The 21,057-nt window shown below is 35.4% G+C and carries 15 protein-coding genes and 4 pseudogenes; 3 read left to right on the top strand and 16 right to left on the bottom strand.

Annotated elements, in window-relative coordinates; translation table 11 throughout:
* Positions 1-8: 8 nt before the first annotated feature.
* The 16 genes and pseudogenes from PGC14_RS02275 to PGC14_RS02200 all read right to left on the bottom strand — a co-directional run bounded on the left by PGC14_RS02275 (position 9) and on the right by PGC14_RS02200 (position 17,155).
* Positions 9-1,328, bottom strand: coding sequence for a response regulator (locus PGC14_RS02275; protein WP_271629419.1), 1,320 nt, complete (start codon positions 1,326-1,328; stop codon positions 9-11).
* Between the two features lie 89 nt (positions 1,329-1,417).
* On the bottom strand, positions 1,418-1,864 hold the full coding sequence (locus PGC14_RS02270) for a chemotaxis protein CheW (protein ID WP_011916864.1): 447 nt from the start codon (positions 1,862-1,864) through the stop codon (positions 1,418-1,420).
* A protein-coding gene (prfB, locus tag PGC14_RS02265; protein ID WP_156823662.1) for a peptide chain release factor 2 occupies positions 1,861-2,980 on the bottom strand; the annotation gives its coding sequence in 2 pieces (ribosomal slippage) (positions 1,861-2,904 and positions 2,906-2,980; 1,119 coding nt in all). The genes PGC14_RS02270 and prfB overlap by 4 nt, the downstream gene beginning before the upstream one ends.
* Positions 2,981-3,025: 45 nt before the next feature.
* A complete protein-coding gene (gene secA / locus PGC14_RS02260; protein ID WP_039765192.1) occupies positions 3,026-5,572 on the bottom strand; it encodes a preprotein translocase subunit SecA in 2,547 nt (848 codons plus the stop codon).
* 156 nt (positions 5,573-5,728) lie between these two features.
* Positions 5,729-6,274, bottom strand: coding sequence for a ribosome hibernation-promoting factor, HPF/YfiA family (gene hpf, locus PGC14_RS02255; RefSeq protein ID WP_011916861.1), 546 nt, complete (start codon positions 6,272-6,274; stop codon positions 5,729-5,731).
* A gap of 264 nt (positions 6,275-6,538) precedes the next feature.
* Positions 6,539-7,621 carry a DUF362 domain-containing protein gene (locus PGC14_RS02250; protein WP_011916860.1) on the bottom strand — a complete coding sequence of 361 codons (1,083 nt, stop codon included), beginning with the start codon at positions 7,619-7,621 and terminating at the stop codon, positions 6,539-6,541.
* 14 nt (positions 7,622-7,635) lie between these two features.
* Positions 7,636-9,243: a DNA polymerase III subunit gamma/tau gene (dnaX, locus tag PGC14_RS02245; RefSeq protein WP_271629418.1), complete on the bottom strand. Its 1,608-nt coding sequence runs from the start codon at positions 9,241-9,243 to the stop codon at positions 7,636-7,638.
* A 44-nt stretch (positions 9,244-9,287) separates the two neighbouring features.
* On the bottom strand, positions 9,288-11,420 hold the full coding sequence (gene rnr / locus PGC14_RS02240; protein ID WP_011916858.1) for a ribonuclease R: 2,133 nt from the start codon (positions 11,418-11,420) through the stop codon (positions 9,288-9,290).
* Between the two features lie 37 nt (positions 11,421-11,457).
* Complete coding sequence (locus PGC14_RS02235; RefSeq protein WP_011916857.1) at positions 11,458-12,015, bottom strand: HDIG domain-containing metalloprotein; 558 nt, start codon at positions 12,013-12,015, stop codon at positions 11,458-11,460.
* Between the two features lie 75 nt (positions 12,016-12,090).
* Positions 12,091-13,625 (bottom strand): annotated as a pseudogene (locus tag PGC14_RS02230) (IS200/IS605 family accessory protein TnpB-related protein).
* Positions 13,594-14,199, bottom strand: a complete 606-nt coding sequence (locus PGC14_RS02225) for an IS607 family transposase (protein WP_271629417.1) — start codon at positions 14,197-14,199, stop codon at positions 13,594-13,596. Before PGC14_RS02225 ends, PGC14_RS02230 begins: the two are co-directional and overlap by 32 nt.
* A gap of 139 nt (positions 14,200-14,338) precedes the next feature.
* On the bottom strand, positions 14,339-14,575 hold the full coding sequence (secG, locus tag PGC14_RS02220; RefSeq protein ID WP_271629416.1) for a preprotein translocase subunit SecG: 237 nt from the start codon (positions 14,573-14,575) through the stop codon (positions 14,339-14,341).
* 57 nt (positions 14,576-14,632) lie between these two features.
* Positions 14,633-14,797, bottom strand: coding sequence for a hypothetical protein (locus PGC14_RS02215; protein WP_238480644.1), 165 nt, complete (start codon positions 14,795-14,797; stop codon positions 14,633-14,635).
* Positions 14,798-15,160: 363 nt separating this feature from the next.
* A pseudogene (locus PGC14_RS02210) lies at positions 15,161-15,301 on the bottom strand (zinc ribbon domain-containing protein); the annotation flags it as partial.
* Positions 15,302-15,364: 63 nt separating this feature from the next.
* Positions 15,365-16,488: pseudogene (locus tag PGC14_RS02205) on the bottom strand (RNA-guided endonuclease InsQ/TnpB family protein).
* Between the two features lie 22 nt (positions 16,489-16,510).
* Positions 16,511-17,155 (bottom strand): annotated as a pseudogene (locus PGC14_RS02200) (IS607 family transposase).
* A gap of 533 nt (positions 17,156-17,688) precedes the next feature.
* On the opposite strand from PGC14_RS02200, the gene PGC14_RS02195 reads away from it, so the two are divergent.
* The 3 genes from PGC14_RS02195 to PGC14_RS02185 all read left to right on the top strand — a co-directional run bounded on the left by PGC14_RS02195 (position 17,689) and on the right by PGC14_RS02185 (position 20,971).
* The gene (locus PGC14_RS02195; RefSeq protein WP_271629415.1) at positions 17,689-18,651 is read left to right on the top strand and encodes a S8 family peptidase; all 963 of its coding nucleotides are present in this window, start codon (positions 17,689-17,691) and stop codon (positions 18,649-18,651) included.
* A 25-nt stretch (positions 18,652-18,676) separates the two neighbouring features.
* On the top strand, positions 18,677-19,540 hold the full coding sequence (locus tag PGC14_RS02190) for a hypothetical protein (protein WP_271629414.1): 864 nt from the start codon (positions 18,677-18,679) through the stop codon (positions 19,538-19,540).
* Positions 19,541-19,663: 123 nt separating this feature from the next.
* Positions 19,664-20,971, top strand: coding sequence for a hypothetical protein (locus PGC14_RS02185; protein WP_271629413.1), 1,308 nt, complete (start codon positions 19,664-19,666; stop codon positions 20,969-20,971).
* Positions 20,972-21,057: the final 86 nt, after the last annotated feature.

Here is a 21,057-nt window from a genome sequence, read left to right as displayed (position 1 = left end):
ACCACTTTTCAAATTTGATTTTCCAATAATTTTGACCTTATAGGAAGTTTAAACACAAAAGTAGCACCACTCCCCTCTTCACTTTCAGCCCAGATATCTCCTCCATGTTTGTTAACAATAATGTCATATGAAATGCTAAGCCCAAGCCCTGTTCCTTTTCCAACATCCTTTGTGGTAAAGAAGGGTTCAAAAATCTTATTCAAGTATATCCTTTTTATACCAGGTCCATCATCTTTTATAGAGCAATATACAAAGTCTGAATCCTCCCATGTTTTTATCCAGATATGACCTTTTTGTGTTCTATTTGGCTGTGATTTTATAGCCTGAGCAGCATTGATTAAAATATTTAGTATCACCTGACCTATTTCACCGCGGTTACAGTAAATTTGTCTTATTTCCCCATATTCTTTTATAACCTCAATATCATATTTTAGTTCGTTTCTTGCAATTAAAAGAGTTTCCTCTATAATATCATTTAAATCTTCATAGCTTGCCTGACCATCCAAACCACTTCGTGCAAACCTTTTTAAACTCTGAACAATGTGTGAAACTCTCCTCAGTCCATCCATAGTTTCATCCAAAAGTTGGTCTATATCTTTCACCATGAAGTCAAATTTAAGTTGCTTTTTTAATTCACTAATCCTTTTGCAATTCTCAATAACACCCTCCATACCTATCTGATTGTCACTACAAATACTTTTGCTAACTTTATCGTACTCTTCTATTATCTTTTTAAATTTCTCAATATATTTCCCTAATGTTTCAATATTAGTTATTACAAATCCTAATGGATTGTTAATTTCATGTGCAATACCTGCAGCTAATTGACCAATTGCAGACATTTTTTCGTTTTGGATTAAAACATCTTGAGTTTCTTTTAGCTTTTTTGTCAGTTCTATTAATTCCTTATTTTTCTCTTGTAAATCGTTTAGAGCAGATTTGTAGAGATACTGATAGTTTCTGAGTCTGACAGCAGCTCTTAGTCGATAGGTTAGCTCTACCTGATTAATTGGCTTTCTTATAAAATCATTTGCACCCAAGGAAAAGCTTTCTTTTATAACTTCATCATCGTCAAGCGATGTCATAACAATCACATAAACATCCCCATACTCTTTTATTCTCCTTACAAATTTTAAAACATCAAATCCACTTATACCTGGAAGAACAATATCTAAAAATACTATATCAATATCATTTTTATCAATTAATTCAATTGCCTTCTCACCGGTATCAACCGTCCAAATTTCCCAATTCATCTCCATTGAATTTATGATCTCGTTAATTTGTCTGCAAATAAGTGGGGAATCATCAACAATCAATATTCTCATGATATAAAATTCACCACCTATTAATCTATAAAAAAATTAGAGTAAGGATATTATTCCTTACTCTATATATACCCAATTCAAACATCGATTTAATTGTTAATATATTTTCCAATCTCTTCTTCCTCATCCATTGTAAGCACATTCTTCAGGTCAAGTATAATAATCATGTCATCGCCAACTCTTGCGATTGAATCAATAAATTTGCGTTTGATACCTTTTATGCTCTCGTTTGCCTTCTCAATCTTGTCATCTTCAATTTTGAGTATCTCAGAGACATCGTCCACCAAAAATCCAAGCTGGAATTTGGAAAGCTGTACAATAATAATCTTCTGCGTCTCTGCTTTTGATTCAATCTCGAGTCGCTTTGCAAGGTTGTAAACAGGAACAGATGTGCCTCTTACATCAATAATACCTTCTACATATTGTGGTGCACTTGGAAGTTTTACAATCTTTGTAGGTTTTATAATCTCAACAATCTCAAGTATGTCAACCCCAAAGCTGTAATCTCCAACATTGAAAATTACAAATTGCTTCACGCTACTTCCTCCTCATTCCTGAATTTTTTGAGGTAAGCGTTTATAAAAACATCTATCTCACCGTCCATTACTGCCTCAACATTGCCAACTTCCGCATCTGTCCTGTGGTCTTTTACCAAAGTGTATGGGCAAAATACATATGACCGAATTTGGTTACCCCAACCAATCTCTGTCTGCTCACCCTTGAGTTTTTGGATCTTCTCCCTTCGCTCTTTTTCTCTGAGCTCTAAAAGCTTTGCTTTTAAAATTTTAAGGGCGATCTCTCTATTTTTGTGCTGGGAGCGCTCGTTCTGGCAAGTGACAACAATTCCTGTTGGAATATGTTTTATTCTTACAGCTGATTCTGTTTTATTTACATGCTGACCACCTGCTCCAGATGCTCTGAAGGTGTCTATCTCAAGGTCCTCTTCCTTTATCTCAATGTCTGTATCATCCTCAACCTCGGGCAGGACCTCTACCGCTGCAAAAGATGTATGTCTTCTTCCAGCTGCATCAAATGGTGAGATTCTTACAAGCCTGTGAACTCCTTTTTCTGCTTTCAAATACCCATAAGCATTCTCACCAACTATGCGAACTGTGACATTTTTAATACCTGCCTCTTCACCAGGCAGAATATCCAAGGTTTCAACCTTGTAACCTTTTTTTGCTGCCCAGCGCGTATACATCCTAAGTAACATCTCTGCCCAGTCCTGCGCTTCTGTACCACCTGCACCAGCGTGGATTGACAAGATCGCATTGTTCTTGTCATATGGACCGTTTAGAAGTATCTCAAGCTTGAACTCCTCTATCTTTTTTTCTAAATCTATTAGTTCTTTTTCAAGTTCATCAGACATTTCAATATTGCTTTCTTCAATACTCAGCTGTGTCAAAACTTTCAAATCTTCCCATTGAGAATAAAGTTTCTGATACCTTTCAATCTTGTCTTTTAACCTCTTAATTTGCTGCAAAACTTTCTGTGAATTTTCCAAATCTGCCCAAAAATTTGGGTCTGATGTCTTGTTTTCAAGTTCTTTTAGCTCTGTTTCTAACCTACCTATGTCAAAGAGAAACCCTCATTTCTTTTAAATCTTCTTCAACCTTTTCCAACCTTTGTAAAATCTCTTCAAGCAAAAGCATGGTCACAAATCACTCCTTTACCAAAATTTTCGCTGTGTTACCTTTTTACACCGCACCACAACATTTTTTGTACTTTTTGCCACTGCCACAAGGGCATGGGTCATTTCTTCCAACTTTTTGAGTTTTGACAACAGGTTTTCTTACAGGGCTATCGGAAGGAGAGTTTTCATACATCTCTTTTACAACTCTTTCTCTTTGAGGCATATTTTCAACATTTGCATGGAGAATAATTTTTATCGTATCCTCTTGGATTCTCTTTATCATCTGGTCAAACATCTCAAAAGCTTCAAATCTGAACTCAATTATAGGGTCTTTTTGACCAATTGCTCGAAGTGAGATACCTTCTCTCAGCTGGTCAACAGCATCAATATGATCCATCCAATGCATATCAACAACTCTCAAGAGCACAACCCTTTCAAGCTCGCGCATAAGCTCGCCAACTTCTTGTTCTTTCTTCAAATACTTCTCTTTTGCAATTGAGATTAACTTTTCTTTTAGCTCATCCTTTGTCATGTTCTTCGCATCTTGCTCAAAAAGCTCATTGTCCAAGAATATGAACTTGAGGTCCTGTATCAGTCCTTTTATATCCCAATCATCAGGATATGGACTTTCGCCTGTGTACACTTTTATCTTGTAATCAACAAGCTCATCTATCATGTTCAAAATAGAGTCCCTTAAATTCTCGCCCTCTAAGACTTTTCTTCTCTGCGAATATATTATCTCCCTTTGCTTGTTTAAAACATCGTCAAACTGTAAAAGGTGTTTTCGTATTTCAAAGTTTCGGGCCTCTACCCTCTTTTGTGCCTTTTCAATGGCATCAGATAATAGCTTGTGTTCAATTGGCTGGTCATCAGGAAGTCCTAATGACTCAACAAGTCTTTTGATTCTCTCAGAACCAAAAAGTCTCATCAAATCATCTTCTAACGAGACGTAAAACCTTGACTCACCAGGATCACCCTGACGGCCGGCTCTTCCTCGAAGCTGATTGTCTATTCGCCTGCTCTCATGCCTTTCTGTGCCAATCACTTTGAGGCCCCCAAGTTCTGCAACACCTTCACCCAAAACAATGTCAGTACCACGGCCTGCCATATTTGTTGCAATTGTTACAGCACCTTTTTGGCCAGCCTTTGCAATTATCATAGCCTCTTTTTCATGGTGTTTTGCATTTAACACCTCATGCTTAATTCCACGCTTTTTTAGCATTTCGCTTAACATTTCAGATTTTTCTATGGACACTGTACCTACTAAAACAGGTTGACCTTTCTTATGAGTCTCAACAATCTCCTCAACAATTGCCTCGAATTTTGCCTTTTCTGTCTTGTAAACCTTGTCCGGATGGTCAATTCTTATCATTGGTTTGTGAGTTGGTATCTCAATTACATCAAGCTTGTAGATTTCTCTAAACTCTTGTTCTTCTGTCTTTGCAGTACCAGTCATGCCAGCAAGTTTTTTGTATAGTCTAAAATAATTCTGGAATGTAATGGTTGCCAGGGTCCTGCTTTCTCTTTCTATCCTCACACCTTCTTTTGCCTCAATTGCCTGGTGCAATCCTTCAGAGAATCTTCTGCCGTACATCAGTCTTCCTGTAAACTCATCGACAATTATAACCTGACCATCTTTGACAACATAGTCTCTATCTCGTTTCATAAGCCCATGAGCTTTTAAGGCTTGAATTATATGATGGTGCAGTGTTGCATTTTCTGGGTCAGCTAAGTTCGTAACACCAAAATATTTTTCTGCCTTCTTGATTCCTTCTTCTGTTAGAGCAACTGTGTGTCTTTTTTCATTTACTATATAGTCATAGCCAGTCGTATCTGGCATTTGTTTATCATCATCACTGTTGTAGTAAAGAGGTTTTAATCTTCTGACAAAGTTGTCTGCTCTTTTGTAAAGGTCTGTTGACTTTTCGGCCGGCCCTGATATGATAAGAGGCGTTCTTGCCTCATCAATCAAGATTGAGTCAACCTCGTCTATGATTGCATAGTTTAGCTCTCTTTGCACAAGCTCTTCTTTGTAAATTGCCATATTATCACGCAGATAGTCAAAACCAAACTCATTGTTTGTCCCATAGGTAACATCACAATTGTATGCCTTTCTTCTCTCTTCACTTGTCAAACCATGTACTATCACACCAACTGAAAGGCCAAGGAAATTGTAAATAGGGCCCATCCACTCGGCATCTCTTTTTGCCAAGTAGTCATTTACAGTTACTATATGAACACCCTTCCCCTCCAAAGCATTGAGGTATGCTGGAAGGGTTGCAACCAGAGTCTTTCCTTCACCTGTCTTCATCTCGGCAATTCTTCCTTGATGCAAAACTATGCCACCTATCAATTGGACTCTGAAGTGGCGCATCTTCAGGGTTCGCCATGCAGCCTCTCTAACAGCTGCAAATGCCTCTGGCAATATATCATCCAATGTCTCGCCATCTTTTAGTCTTTGTTTGAATATATCTGTTTTTTGCCTCAGCTCTGCATCTGTTAACCTTTCATACTCCGGTGCAAGTGACTCAATTTTGTCTACAATTGGAAGTATCTTTTTTATCTCTCTTTCGCTGTAGCTACCAATTAGCTTTTCGATAATTTTTAGCATCCTTTTTCTCCCTCGATTTTTTGAATTTTTAGATGTTCAAGTTATAATTTTATCACTAATTGAATCTATATTCAAACAAAAATCCGCTCAAGACAATTTTTGTCTTGAGCGGGGGCAGTGATGTCTCATCAATTTTTTCTTTTGTCACTTATTTTTTTAATATTCTGGTTCAATCAGACCATATGCGCCGTCATTTCGCTTGTACACCACATTGACTTTATCAGTGTCCTGATTTAGGAAGACAAAAAAGCTGTGTCCCAAAAGGTTCATCTGCAGAATTGCCTCATCAACGCTCATAGGCTTTATTGGAAACCTCTTTGTCTTTGCAATCTTAAACTCACCATTTTCCTCTTGATTTGTCTCTTGCTGAGCTTCTTCTTCAAACGTCATATATCTTAAAGACTCTGCATCCTTTGCCCTTTTTGCAATCTTTGTTTTAAACTTTCTTATCTGCCTCTCTAAACTGTCAACAACCAAATCTATTGCACTGTACATGTCATTACTCGCTTCTTCAGCTCTTAAAATCATGCCATAAAATGGTATTGTCACCTCAACAATGTGCCTAATCTTCTCAACGCTCAATGTCACATGCACATCACAGTTCATTTTAACATACCTTTCAAGTTTTGAAAGTTTCTTCTCAATCCTATCTTTTAGTGCATCTGTTACCTCTATGTTCTTGCCGCTAATTATAAAGTTCATCATATTGACCATCCTTTCTATGTAGAAAGTTTTGTTTTGTTATTATATATATACCACCCATTTTGAATTTTCTACACAAAAATTTTATCCACAAAAATGTACACAATCCACAACAGCCAAATATCCTTTCTGTTAAAAATATCCTTGTGGATAATGTGGATAACTCTGTGGATAGTATATTTCCCAAAGGATATAACCTGTTGAAAAAGTGACTAAAAACAATAAAAGCGCATACCTTCTTTTTGGCATGCGCATTTTTTACTCTTAAATCTTGCTTTTTATAAACTGGACAATCTCAGTTGATTTCGGCGGGCAGCCTGAAATTGAAATATCAAAATTTTTCGTGCAGCTTCCAATTCCAATTCCATCGATGCCTTTTCCCTTAAAACCTTGGCCTATGCAAAGTTTTTTCTCAATCTTTCTAAGATATCCTTCTTCATCTAATCTCATAAGTGCACTTATCAAGTTTGCATAGCAAACAGAACATGCATCCCTCTCATCAATGTACTTTGCATACTTGCCGACAATAGATGATTTTCTTGAAGCTAAGCGTGGCTTTTTTTCAGGATTTATTTCTATCAGATTATAACCTGTTGTCTTACCAATTCCTAATTTTTCAGCAAGCTTTATGTATTCTATATCATAAGGATTGTATCCCAAATTTTCTGCAGCAAAACTGTCGATGAGAACTGGGTCAAAACCAAGCGCAATAAAATCCTTTTCAACAGGGTTCCCACCTTCTTCAAAGTCAGGGTCTGGCATGAGGCTATCTACAATGATCAAATGTGTTTTTATAGCCTTATTAAGATATGCAATTGGTTTGTGAAGCCCCAACGTGTGAAATCGTCTCTTTTCACTGTCTGGAATCAGTCCTTTTAAGTTCTTGAGCGCACATGTAAGTTTTGTCTGACAATGACCTTTTAAAAGAGGAACATTAATTAAGTAGTCATATTCAAATACACTTTTACACACATTCAATTCATACCCATCAACATTTACCTTTTTAACTTGGTCATCTTTTGTGTCAATTAGCTTTACACCATATTTTTTTGAAATCTCGCTATACCCACATACCTCAAACGCTCTTTTTGTAGATGCTCCAAGCCACGCACCTTCTAAAATTGTAATATTGTCATGTCCATTTTCTTTTAAGTACTCAATTATCCCTTCAACTATCTGAGGATTTGTTGTCGCACCAGAGGTATATGGTTTTGCAACCACTAAGTTCGGTTTTATTGCAATTTTTGAATTTCTTGGAATGTATTTATTTACATCAACGTACTTTAGTAGGTCCTTTGTCATTGACTTTGCATCTTTGCCGTAAATGATATAAATGTTATTGTTCAACCTATTTCCTCTCCTTATTCTTTTATAGTAATCTCTGTATCAGGGAAGATACTTTTGAGCTTGTTCATAATCTCTTCATCAGATTGAGGTTCTTGTTTAGCTTTAGAACTGTTACTATTTACCTCTACTTCAACCTCGCCATCATACCCAACAACCTTTTTTAGAACAGACTTGAAATAATCAAGGTTCCTTTTTAGAAGCTCTGCAAAGACGCTGTCTTCTTCTTTAAAACAGATTTTAAGGCCATTTTCAAACTTAATGCTTGCACTTTGCAAAACCTGCGAAAGTCCAGGCTTTTCTTCCTTTACTGCTTCTTTTACTTCAGCCCATCTTTCTAAAACTTCAGAAACATCTGCATCTGGAAGGAGCATTTTCTCTTTGTTGACTTCAGAGGACCCTGATTTCTCACCCGCTGCTGTGGATAATGAAAGAGTTTTTTCTGTTTTTAAACTTTGAAGTAGACTCGGATTTTCTAAAATCTGTGAAAGTTTTATTTCAAGTTTTTTTACCCTTTCATTTAGTCCTTCAAATGATGTGTCCATCTGCATATCACAAAGCTTAATTGTGTTTATTTCAAGCAAGACCTTTGGAAACCTTGTCCATCTTATCTGGTTTGCAGTGTCAATTAATATCTTTATAACAGACACGATTCTATTTGAATCAAGGAGGTTAGAAAGGTTTGTTACAAAGCTCTTGTCTTCATCCATCATGTCAAGCAAAACGTTCTGGGCACCTAAACGCAAAATCAAAGCATTTCTCAGTATTTTTATGCTCTCTTCTAAAAATGTATTGACATCCATTCCCTCGTCCCAAAGTCTGTTTACCACTCTCAAACCCTTGTTAGAGTCATTCTCGACAATTGCATTCAAATACTCTTTCACAATTTCTGTTGAGGTAACGCCCAGTAAGTTTGCAACAAACTTGTATGATATATGCTCATCAGAGGTGTTCACACATCTCTCTAAAATTGTAAGGGCATCTCTTAATGCTCCCTCTGCTTTTTGAGAAATAAGATATAGTGCTTGGTCGTCAATTGAGATTTTTTCAAGCTCAACAACCTTTTTGAGCCTTTCATATATATCCTTTACAGAGATTCTCTTGAAATCAAATCTCTGGCAGCGAGATAAAATCGTAGCTGGTACCTTTTGTATATCTGTTGTTGCTAAAATGAAAAGAGCATGGGCTGGGGGCTCTTCAAGCGTTTTTAAAAGTGCGTTGAAAGCCCCTGTTGAGAGCATATGAACCTCATCTATTATATACACTCTTCTTTTGCACATTGACGGTGGGTATCTGACCTCATCCCTTATCTGTCTTACATCGTTTACACTTGTGTTGGATGCTGCGTCTATTTCCAAAACATCAAGTGTTTTTTCATTTAGGATGCTCTGGCACACTTCACACTCATTACAAGGATTGCCGTCTTTAGGGTTAAGACAGTTTACTGCCCTTGCCATTATCTTAGCGGTGGTTGTCTTGCCAGTGCCACGCGGCCCTGTAAAGATATATGCATGGGCAACCTTGTCTTGTTTTATTTGATTTTTCAGTGTCTTTGTTATATGCTCCTGGGCAACAACATCCTCAAACACTTTTGGTCTGTATTTTCTATATAGCGCTATATGCATAAGCCTTCACCCTTGTCATAATTGATTTTTCAAAAATTCTTTTCTCAGACAATTGTAAACTCTATCTGCCTCAAAGCTATATTTGCGGAAATTACCCTTACTTTTACCTTGTCTCCTATCTTATATACCTTTTTTGATTTTTCTCCTATTAGCTGATATGTCTTCTCGTTAAAGACATAATAATCATCCTCTAAAGAACTCACTCTTACAAGTCCTTCTATAGTGTTTTCAAGCTCAACAAAAAAGCCAAAAGGTGTGACATTTGAAATAATACCTTCAAAAACCTGACCGATCTTGTCTGTCATAAACTCTACTTTCTTGAGTTCAACTGTTTCTCTTTCTGCCTCTTCAGCTATCTGCTCTCGCTGTGATGTCCACTTTGCTATCTCAGGCATCTTACGGCGAAGTCTTTCTGCTTTCTTTTCTGTCATCTTTCCTTTTAGAACATCTTTCATAATCCTGTGAATTACAAGGTCAGGATACCTTCTAATAGGTGATGTGAAATGGCAGTAATAATCTGTTGAAAGACCAAAGTGTCCAAGATTTTCTTCACAATATCTTGCTTTTTTAAGTGAGCGAAGACAAAGTGTGTGAATCACCCTTTCTTCTGGTGTGCCCCTGCTTTGCTCTAAGATTGCCTGCAGCGCTTTTGGGTGAATCTTGTTGGAAATTCCTTTTAGAACATACCCCATGTTGTATATAAACTCAGCAAACTGGTAAATCTTTTCTATGTCTGGCTCTTCATGAACCCTGTACAAAAATGGAACATTTAGCCAGAAGAAGTGATTTGCAACTGTCTCATTGCAGATAAGCATAAACTCTTCAATTATTTTGTTTGAGATTGTGAGCTCATACCTTCTGATATCAATTGGTCTGCCATTTTTGTCAAGGATTACCTTTGTTTCGTCAAAGTCAAAGTCCAAAGCCCCTCGTTTCATGCGCTTTTCACGCAAAATTAGTGCAAGTTCGCGCATCAGCTCCAAGTCTTCTCTTATGTGTTCATACCTTTTTAGAAGGTCTTTGTCCTCTTCTTTAAGTATCTTTGTAACATTTGTGTATGTCATTCTCTCCTTGCTTCTTATAACACTTTCAAATATATCGTGCTTTACCACATTGCCATTTTTGTCTATTTCCATTAGAACAGAAAAGGTAAGCCTATCCACATTTGGGTTGAGAGAGCAAATCCCGTTTGACAGCTTGAAAGGAAGCATTGGAATTACCCTGTCAACAAGGTAGACGCTTGTACCACGTCTGAAAGCTTCTCTGTCAAGGTGCGTATTTGGCTTTACATAATGACTGACATCTGCAATGTGAACACCTAGTAGATAGTTGCCGTTTGGAAGTTTTTTGATTGACACTGCATCGTCAAAGTCCTTTGCATCCTCACCGTCAATTGTAAAGATTGTCCAGTCTCTTAAATCAACTCTTCCTTCAATTTCCTCTTCTAAGACAACATCTGGGATATTTTCAACCTCTTTCAAGACTTCTTTTGGAAATTCTTCTTCTAATTCGTACTTTTTGATGATTGATAGTATATCTACTCCTTTTGCATTTTCATATCCCAAAATCTCAATGATTCTTCCTTCAGGGTTCCTTCTCTTTTCAGGATATCTTGTAATTTCAACTACAACCTTTTGACCTGTCTTTGCTTTGTTTTTCCCGCTCTTTGGAATATAGATGTCATAAGTTATTCGCTGGTCATCTGGAATAACAAATCCAAAGTTTTTACTATCCTCATACCTTCCAACAACCTTTGTAATTCCTCTTTTTAAAATTCTTTCCACATATCCCTCAATTCTTTTGCCTTCAACAGGTAAAGAAAGTGCTTTGACAAGTACTCTATCGCCATGCATAGCCCCGTTCATGTTCTCTGCTGAGATATAGATGTCAGGGATATTAGGATTGTCAGGAACCAAAAATCCAAACCCGCGCGGATTTACTTCTAATACACCAACAAAAAGGTTCATCTCCTCAGCAAGGCCATATCTTCCGCGCTTTGTCCTGACAATTTTCCCTTCCTGTTCAAGCTCATCAAGAATTCTCTTCAGTAAAAGTTCGTCTTTTTCATTCCAACCTAAGATATCTAAAATTTCAGAAAACGTCATTGGATGATAGCTTTCTTCGCGGATTAAACCCCAAATCTCTTGTTTTTTCTCTTCAAATCTTGCTTTTTTCACAGAACATCTCACATCCTCTTTTTTTAAAAAGTTTATTCTACAGCCCAAGCTCTACACTTATTTTCTGCATGGCATCCAAAGATATTCTTAAAAACTCCTCAAGCTCAAGCCCAAGCTCAGAACATGCCTTCATCTGGCTTCTATTTGCCCCTTTTGCAAAGCTTTTCTCATTAAACCTGTTCATTAAAAATGGTACTGTCACATCAGAGAGCTTTTTTGATGGTAGAATCAACGCACCTGCAACAATAAACCCTGAAGTTGGGTCAACACAGTAAAGCGCTTTATCCATAAGACTTAAACGGGGAAGACCATGTGCGTCGTTGTGAACTTTTACTGCATACACAATGTCTTTGTCAAACCCTAAATCCTCTAATATTTTTGCACCAACTATACTGTGTGAGCTTGGGTCATTTTTTGTCTCCTCATAATCTATGTCATGGACAAGCCCGCATATTCCCCATTTATCCATATCCTCTTCAAAATAGCATGCAAGCCCTCTCATAATAGCCTCACATGCCAAGCAATGTTTAAGCAGGTTTGGTGTTTTAATTCTCTTCTTAACCTCTTCAAGTGCAATATCGCGTGTTATGCTCATAATAAAATTTTCCTGGTCAACCAAACTGTGCAAAATTGCACGAGTTTGGCGGCTGGGGTATTTGTAGTCCGCCTTTCAGGCTTTCCCAGCCCCAGCAGGCGGTATTTGGGAAAGCCATAGCCCCTGTCCCAAGAAACAGGAACTCGCGCCCTTACAGGTCTTCCCCACTTGCCCTGAAATCAAAAGCAATTTCAAGATAGACATATCACGCAGGACTCTGTCAGGGGAGAGTGGCGTTACCACCGCTACCCTGAGAACTCGCCAGGGATTGTGGTTTTTGCCACGACTACCCGCACTTGTTCCATCCAGAGGCACGGATAGCCTCCCTGACTCACTCCCAGAGCTTTGTACCATCCGCATCACATTCTCAATCTCCTTTATCTGCTTCCTCCTCAAAATTACATTCTTCACCATTTTGCTTACATACTCTTTTAATTCTTCTAAACTACTATCGAGCAATCTCAAAAACTCCATATAGTTTGACGGTATCCTCTCATTTAACCCAAGCCCTCTTCTTGCTACTACGTATGCTGCAGCTATATCCTTTGTCACCATAAACTGCGGTGCGTACTTCAAAATCCCTATTACAGAACTGTATGCGGGGTCTACTTCTATAACCTCTATCCCTTCTCTCTTTGCTAAAAGTTTTACCTTCTCCAAAAGTGACCTGTACCCAAAATAATGCCTTATCCGTCTTGATTTTCTGCCTGAAAAGTCTCCTCTTCTTCCCCTGTCTTTCATGTTCAGTCTTTCAATCACAACAGCTTTTCTCTTATTCTTTTGCTATTTTTACAATCTCATGAGCATACTGCCACCTGTAATACTCTCTTTTATCAAAGCTGCCACTTTCAAGCTTCTCAAGTGGTATCCTGCCATATCCCAGAAACTGTCCGTGCTCATCTGTTTCTACCCATGCAACATTCTTTGGATATGCGTTAGTGTCTATCCCTATAACTCCATTCGCTCTCGTTATTGCAGGTTTTGGGAAAACTTCCTCAATAGCAAAGTAGGCATATACTATACCACTTTTAAGTTTCAGCTCAGCAGAATAAGGCTGTCCAGAAATACTTATCGCCTCAAGAAGTTGATTTCTATCAATGTACCTTCCATCTTTTATCTTCCATCCAGGCTGTATTCTCGCATATACATACTCCCTTTCTCCTACGTTGATTCTAAGTCTTGTACAATTTTCATCTGTCTCAATCCTTGTATTGAGATTACCTTCTTGCTCCTGTCTCCTCTTGAATACAGGTTCCCCTTCCTTTTCTCCTGCCACTTAAGTTGAAGTTTCCTATATTGTTCGCCGTTTATATGTCGCTTCCTTAGTTTTTCAAAAAGCTGCCTGCCACCAAAATGACCTTCCTAGGATTTTCGCCTCTTTCTTTGCATGAGGTCAAAATACTTTTTGCTTTCATTATTGCATCATCCACGTATCGGGAATTAAGATTGAAAATCCCCTGCAGCTCTCTTTTGAGTTCATTCCTTTTATGCCCTTCAAGTAACCTCTTGTATGCATACCTCATGCATGATGACCATCTTCTCATAAGGTCCAGGACTTTTTGTTTATCTTCCCTGCTTTCAAAAATTAGCTTGGCCTGAACTGTTATCATGCTTTTTTGCACCTCTGTTACCATAAATCCTTGCTGCAAAAGATGTTACTATCGCTATTAAATCCTCTGCCAGTTCCTTGTTTATGTCTTCTTCGTTTTCTTGACCGTTTAGCACTATGAGTTCTACTCCATAGCTTTCCATAAAAAATTTGAGATATTCAAACCCAAACCTTGCAAGTCTGTCAGGATTCTCCACTACAACTTTTTCAACTTCTCCTCTCTTAATCTTGTTCAAAAGTTTCAACAGTCCCCTTCTGTTCTCGTTCACCCCACTCGCTATCTCAAATATAGTCTCATATTGCCACCCTTGAGAATTGGCATATTCTTCAAGTCTTCTTATCTGATTTTTAAGGTACTCTTCTTGCTTTTTTGTTGATACCCTTGCATACAAAACAACAGTTGGTTTTGGTTTTTCCTCTATCATACCCAGTAGTTTTTCTATGTCTTCTTTTTTATACCTTCTTCTACCCTTTGGGGTTCTAACAGGGGTAATTAACCCCTCTTTCTCCCAGTTTATAAGTGTCCTTCGACTGATTGAGTATATTTCTTTTACTTTTTGCATACTTAATAACATCTATCATCACCTAATTAAAATTATACCCTTTTGCATAACTATTTTCAACTGTTGCTGCCTTCTTTTGTAATTTAATTGTAAAAATATACCACGTATGATGGTTAAAATAAAAACCCAAGGTCGGCTACCAACCTTAGGTTTACTTTATTACTAAGAATAAAAGTATTGATACAACAAAGAAAGCCGCTGCAATTATCCATGTGTATCTTCCAAGCATAGCATCAAGTGTTCTTCCCTTGTACTTTCCAAAAAATGTCTCAGCACCACCTGCAATTGACCCAGAAAGCCCTGCGCTCTTGCCTGACTGCAAAAGCACAACAATTATAAGTGCAATTGCTAAAAGAAGCTCTAAAATGGTTAGAATTATTTTGGCCATCGTGCTTTAAAACCTCCTAAAAAATTTTGTATTGACTTGTAAAAATTACAGGTTAAATTATAAATCCACTTCTCTGCATTTTGTCTCAACAAGTTTAATTTGACCTTCCTTGTCCTCACCTAAAAGCAAGTCGCACATCTCTTTTGCCTTAGCGTTTGTGAGAAAGATATCTTCTACTTTTCTTCCATCTTTGTATTCAATCTTAACATAGAAGACTTTCAATACATTCACCTTCCTTGCAAAAAGCCATAAAAACCATATTAAAATTATACCACAAGATAAGAAAAATTCAATCAAAATGATGAGCTTTTATCTTTTACTCTTTATTCAGCAAAAAGTCATACCTGGCATCAGCGGATTTTAAGAAGTAAATAACCTAAAAATTCTAAATTACCATCGTGTATTGATTTAACATTAGGATCAATTAATATATTTCCTTTCGAGTGAACTACCCATGACTGAAGTTGCAGGCTTCCTGCTTCATCGACCAGACTTGCTACTGGGATTGTATCCCCAGTAGTAAAGGACAGATCTCAGCAGGCATCGCCTTTATCGGCTTGGGTCGTCCCAACCCTACTACATTGCCTATACACTTACTACCATTCCTAACTGGAGTAATCCCTGTTTCAGAATGTTTTTGGCTGCGTTCCCATCCCTATCATGTTTCTGTCCACAACATGGACATTGCCATGTCCTTATTTTTAAGTCCTTTAGCTCTTCATTCCTAGGTTATGAATAGTGTTTAAAGTATTAAAAACTATTTAAAATTTTGCTAAACACTATTTTTCGTCAGGCTACATTCAGCCTAACTGGGTGTAACCCCACACCCTCTATCCCCTTAGCAAATGCTTCGGGGAATACTTTTTTGATTATATTATATGCACTGTTAACATCGGCATTTATTAATATTCCTTTATTGCTTCTAAATAAGCCTCTCTTTATTCTTCGACGTGGATCATAATTTATTTCATTGATTTCTTCTCCATCTAAAAAACTGCAGCCACTTGTGTAACTTTCTTCTGTAATTATTATGTTAATTCCTTCTTCTTCACACTTATACTTAAGCATATTTACAAACTGATTAAATGGTATAGAAGCAAAATTTTGATTATTTACTTTGCCAAGCTCTATCCCCTGCTTCCAGTTTGGATTATATCCAACAACAATAGTGTCTATTTCGTGTTGCTTACACCAGTTGACTATAAAACGGCTTGCTTTGTGCATAAAATCCTTAATCTTGTTGTTCCTCTTTAAAGTCAACTTCTCTATTCTTTTGCTACTTCCTCTATTGCCTACATAACTCATAAGCTGTGCTCTTTTCTTGTTGTAATACTGATTTATTGACTTAATAACTTTGCCATTAATAACAATAGGCTTTATGCCTATGTTATTTACCAGAGTTACAAAGTTATTAAGCCCTAAATCTATACCTGCTATCCTCTTTGGTGGTCTTTGTATCTTTGCTATTTCCTTTTCATAAACTATTTCAACTACATAAATGCTTCCTTTTGGTATTATCCTGACTTCTTTTAATTTGTCTGTTATCCTTGTCTTTAGCTTTAATTCTGTTTTAGGAAATGTCAAATAACCATTTTTAATCTTGCACTGCTGATTTGTAAAAATAGAAATAGCCCTGCCATCTTTTTTCTTATACTTTGGTAATTTAGGTCTGCCCAAAAATTTACTTCTATCTTTGTCCCATTCTTTCATTGCTTTAAAAAATGCTTTCCAGTTCCTCTCAAGAAGTCTTAGCACTTGCTGTAATGTCTGAGCTGGCAAGTTCTTATAACTCTCATGTTCTTTTAACATTTTGTCAAGTTCTCTGTATCTTATCCATCTGCCATTGTGTATAAATATTCCTGTCTTAAAACGTAGTTAGCAAAGTTGTATAAGCTCTTTGCTGCAAAACATATTTCATCACAATAAGACTATAATTCATGGTTCTTGTTTATCTGTATTTGCTCTGTCCTCTTGACTATTATCTTCAAACACCTCACTTTCTAAAAGCTTTCTTATTTTTTGAATTTTTCTTTTGCTGTTAAATTTCATACTGTAACAGTGCAGCAAACTTATAATTTCTTCAATTATTTCCTGAGAATCAAGCTTCTCACTTCCAACTTCCGATAAAACAACTATTTCAGTGTTAAATTTTCTAAATAAGCGTTTAAACAATTCAAATCCCACTCTGCTTAACCTGTCTTTATAGGCTATAACAACCCTTTGTACCTTACCTGCAAGAACATCATCTAACATTTTAAAAAATTCATTTCTTTTTTCAAAGCTAATTCCACTTGCTATGTCAGAAAATACTCCGTGTATTTTATAGCCATTACTAAAGCAAAACTGTTTTAACATTTCTATCTGATTTTCTAAATCTTTTTTCTGTTTTGGAGTTGAAACCCTTGCATAAATATATGTTTTTCTTTCAACACCTTTCATAAAAATTTTGTATACGTCTTCTTGGTTGTAATCATAAAATCCATTTGGCATAACCGTTACTCTTATTTTCCCTTATTTTACATATTTAGTTAGGGTTGGTCTTGATATTTTTAATAATTCCAAAACTTCTTTTGCTTTCATATTTATATCACCCATAAATATTACAGCACAATTTAGAAGCCAGGCAAATATATTTTATTAAAAAAAAATTTCAATATATTTAAAACCGTTCATTAATTTTTGCCACTATATTCTTGCCCTTCTCCTTTTGCTATGCCCTTACTCATATCTGAAGACACAAATGTGCGGGCATTTACTTCATCAATTATATTATTCTCTACTTTGGTTTGTATTTCCTTCTTATTCTCCCTATTTTCTTGATTATTTTATGCTATTTTTTCTTTTTTACCAATAGGGGCGTCTTTTTCCCATCTTAAACTCCACAAAAATTTTACGTCAAGTATAAAAGTATGACTCTATTGTTTAGACTTTCTATATGAAGATGTAAAAATTTATGCAATTTGCCTATTGCGTTTTTTTTTTTTTTTTTTTTTTTTTTTTGATATAAGTATTTATAGCTATTTTATCCATTGAAAGGAGTTGATAACTATCATTATGCTTAACACCTCTTAAATACTTTAATCCTATTTATTTTGTTAGGAGGTTCTAATTTGTTGCACAAACACAAGAAGCTTTTTTTACTGTCAGGTGCTATCTTTGCAATATTATCATCAATACTTGCTGCCAACCTCTACATGAGTAATAATCCTTCTACTCAAAACCCTCAACAAGTCTATAAAAAGCAAATTATTCCATGGAGCTACAAGAAACTTGGTATCACAAAAATATGGAAATTTACAAGAGGCAAAAATGTTAAAATTGCTATTCTGGATTCTGGTATTGACCTGAACCATCCTGATTTAAAACATGCAAATATCATCAAAACTATTAACTTTATAGAACCAAACAAACCTGCCGTGGATGAAACAGGACATGGAACTTTTATCGCTGGTATAATCGCAGCTCAAAATAATAACTTTGGTATTGTTGGCATTGCACCTGAAGCTGAAATCTACATCTTAAAAATCTTAAATAAAAAACTTGAAGGAAAAGTTGATCTCGTTGTACGTGCTCTTGATTTTTGTATAAAAAACAAGATTAACATTGTTAACATGAGTTTTTCCACCTCATCTGATAATCCAAAACTCAGAAAAGCTGTTTTAAAAGCAACAAAACATGGAATAATCATTGTTGCCTCGGCAAGAAATTCATTCGGTTCAAAAGCAGGCTTTCCTGCATCATACCCCGAAGTTATTTCTGTTGCTTCTGTCAACTACAAAAAACAAATATCGCAGTTTTCTTCTCAAGGCAAAATTGATTTTTGCTCTTTTGGTGAAAATATTTTGTCCACAGCTCCAAACAATAGCTACAAACTCTCAAGTGGAAACTCTGTGGCTGCTGCACACCTGACAGCAATTATCGCTCTTATCTTAAGCAAACCAGAAAAGTGGGGCTTGCTACCTAAACACAGCATAAACAAAGATAAAATCTATAATATACTCCTAAAACTTTCTGAAGACCTCGGTGAAAAAGGTAAAGATAATATATTTGGCTTTGGTCTTGTTAAATTTAAATGAAAAATAGTTCGGAGGGGTGTTCAAAATGAAAAGTAAAATGAAAAGAATATTAGCTATCATTGTTTGTATTAGTTTTATATTAACCTTTTTGCCTATCAATTCTGTCAGCTTTGCAAAGCCAAGATATGATGCTTGGAAAGATAAAATAAAGGTCTATGATGTTGACAAAAAAATTAAAGCAGCAGAAGCTGAGTATGAAGGATACAAGTATATTGCTACGCTTGACAAAGATACAAATGAGATAAAATTAAAAGTTAAGCCTATTGATTCTAAAAAGTATGATAAAAGTTTGGATAGCTCAAGCCTAAATGAAGAGAGAAACTTTTCTGTAAAAGTAGAATACTTTGATGGTGAGAATTTAAAAGCAAAATTGATTGATGAGAAAACAAAAGAAGAGTATAATATTGGTGATTCGGACACTGTCTCTGCACAGTTTGCTATAGCTTTGCCTATTGCATTGGGATTAAGTGAGGCATTAATTTCTGCTCTTTTAGCAATCTTACATGCAATAGTAATTGGTGGAATAACATGTGTAATCGTTACAGATATAGTCGAAAAGATTAAAAACAGCAGTTATGACTATTATGAAGCATATATATACAATGGAAACGTGTATATTGGTAGAGCTATAGATTTTTTCACAGCAAAAGAAAGAGTTCAAGCAGCTGATTTTGAAAGAGATGATAATAAGGCTAAATTTAATTACAATGTCTTTTGCAAAAATTATGAACTTGCAGAAAAATTAGCACTAACTGCCACACGTGTGTATGGTATGATAGAACATCATTCAGCTCACAAAGAATCTCCCAATTATTATCCTCATTTTCATACGGTAATTAGCAATCAGTGGATAAAAATACTTGGTTCTGCTCATATATTCCACCCATAGATTAATTAAAACCAACCGAATAGAGGCACCTATTTTTATATTTTAAGCACTACTTAAAATTTTATTTTTTAAAAATAGGTGCCTCTATGCCAATATACTGAATATTATAAGGAGGTTAACCAATTGAAGAAAATTTGCTTATTTGATAGTTTAAAAGAATATTTATCAAATTATAATACTAGAGAATTTTCAAACTTTTGTCTTTACAAAAATAATAAAATTTTTTGTTGGACTTATAAACATCCATTTAAATTATATCAGACGGGAGTATTTTATATTGATACTAAAAAATATAAATCTAAATACTTTAAAGTTTCCAACGATGTTAAAATTTTATATAATGATATGTGCGAAGATATATTTACAATTCATAGCTCTTTTACTTCTTGTCTCAAACTCCATATAAAAAAACTGAACTCTGAGTTAGAAGAAGAGGATATAATAGACATTCCTCTCCTTTTAGAATTGGAAGACTTTGATAACAGCCTTTTTTGTAAAACTAAATATTCAATACATGCAAAATTATTAGATAAAAGATATATCTTTGTGAAATTAATGCCACATTTTGACAAAAAAGGCCAATTAGAGAGGCTTGAACCATTGTTTGTTTTTATTGACATTATAGCAAAAAAATATTATCTATTGTCTTCTCGATTATCAAAAAAAATAAAACATATCGACGTGGTCCAAGTACATTTGTTTGATTCTAAATACTTATTTTTTGAAATTAGCAACCTTGGAAATTCCGAAAAACATGATCTCCTTGTCAATAATAAAGAAGGAAGTGATATTGTTTCAACCGATCATTTTACTCAAAAGCACATAATATATCCTATTGAACAATTAAAAGTTGATATTTTAAAAGATTCAGTAGATTTCGAAAAATACACTTTTACATGTACTCAATTCGATGCTGTTTTACCCTTTTATTTCATTGAGAATGATAACTATTATTATCTTAAAACATATGTTAATGAAAATAAATCTGAATTTTACAAAATTAATCTTCTTGAGAAGAATAATTCTTCACATCTTATTTGTACCACCAGGGAAAAAATATTAGAAAATTCCAGTTATACTAATTACAAAATTATTAAAGTAAAGAAGATCGATAAAAAAGATGCTCTTTACATTGCAAGAGAAATACTTGAAAATCAAGAAATAAGTATTATAGAAGCTCTCTATTTAGGAGAAAAAATAGTTACTAAGAATTACAACACATTTAAGTTTAACAAAAAAGAAAGATGTATAGATATTTGTGAAAGTGATGGCTACCTTGTAACAATGGAATATTTGCAGCCTAATAACACCATTTTTAAGTTTTTTTCGCTTTATGATAAAAGATTACTACTACAAACCGAACCTTGTTCAAATATTTTGTATTTTAATAATCCTCTAAATAATGAGGAAATTTTGGTTGTACCATATTGATATAGAATTTTTAATCATTAATATTTTTTGAACTACAGGCATTTTCCAGTTGCCAAAAGGGTTTGGGACAATAATAAAAATAATGT

This window comes from Caldicellulosiruptor sp. DIB 104C (genome assembly GCF_028198085.1).
GTDB classification, from domain to species: Bacteria; Bacillota; Thermoanaerobacteria; order Caldicellulosiruptorales; family Caldicellulosiruptoraceae; genus Caldicellulosiruptor; species Caldicellulosiruptor saccharolyticus.
This window is presented reverse-complemented; position numbering and strand designations above follow the sequence as displayed.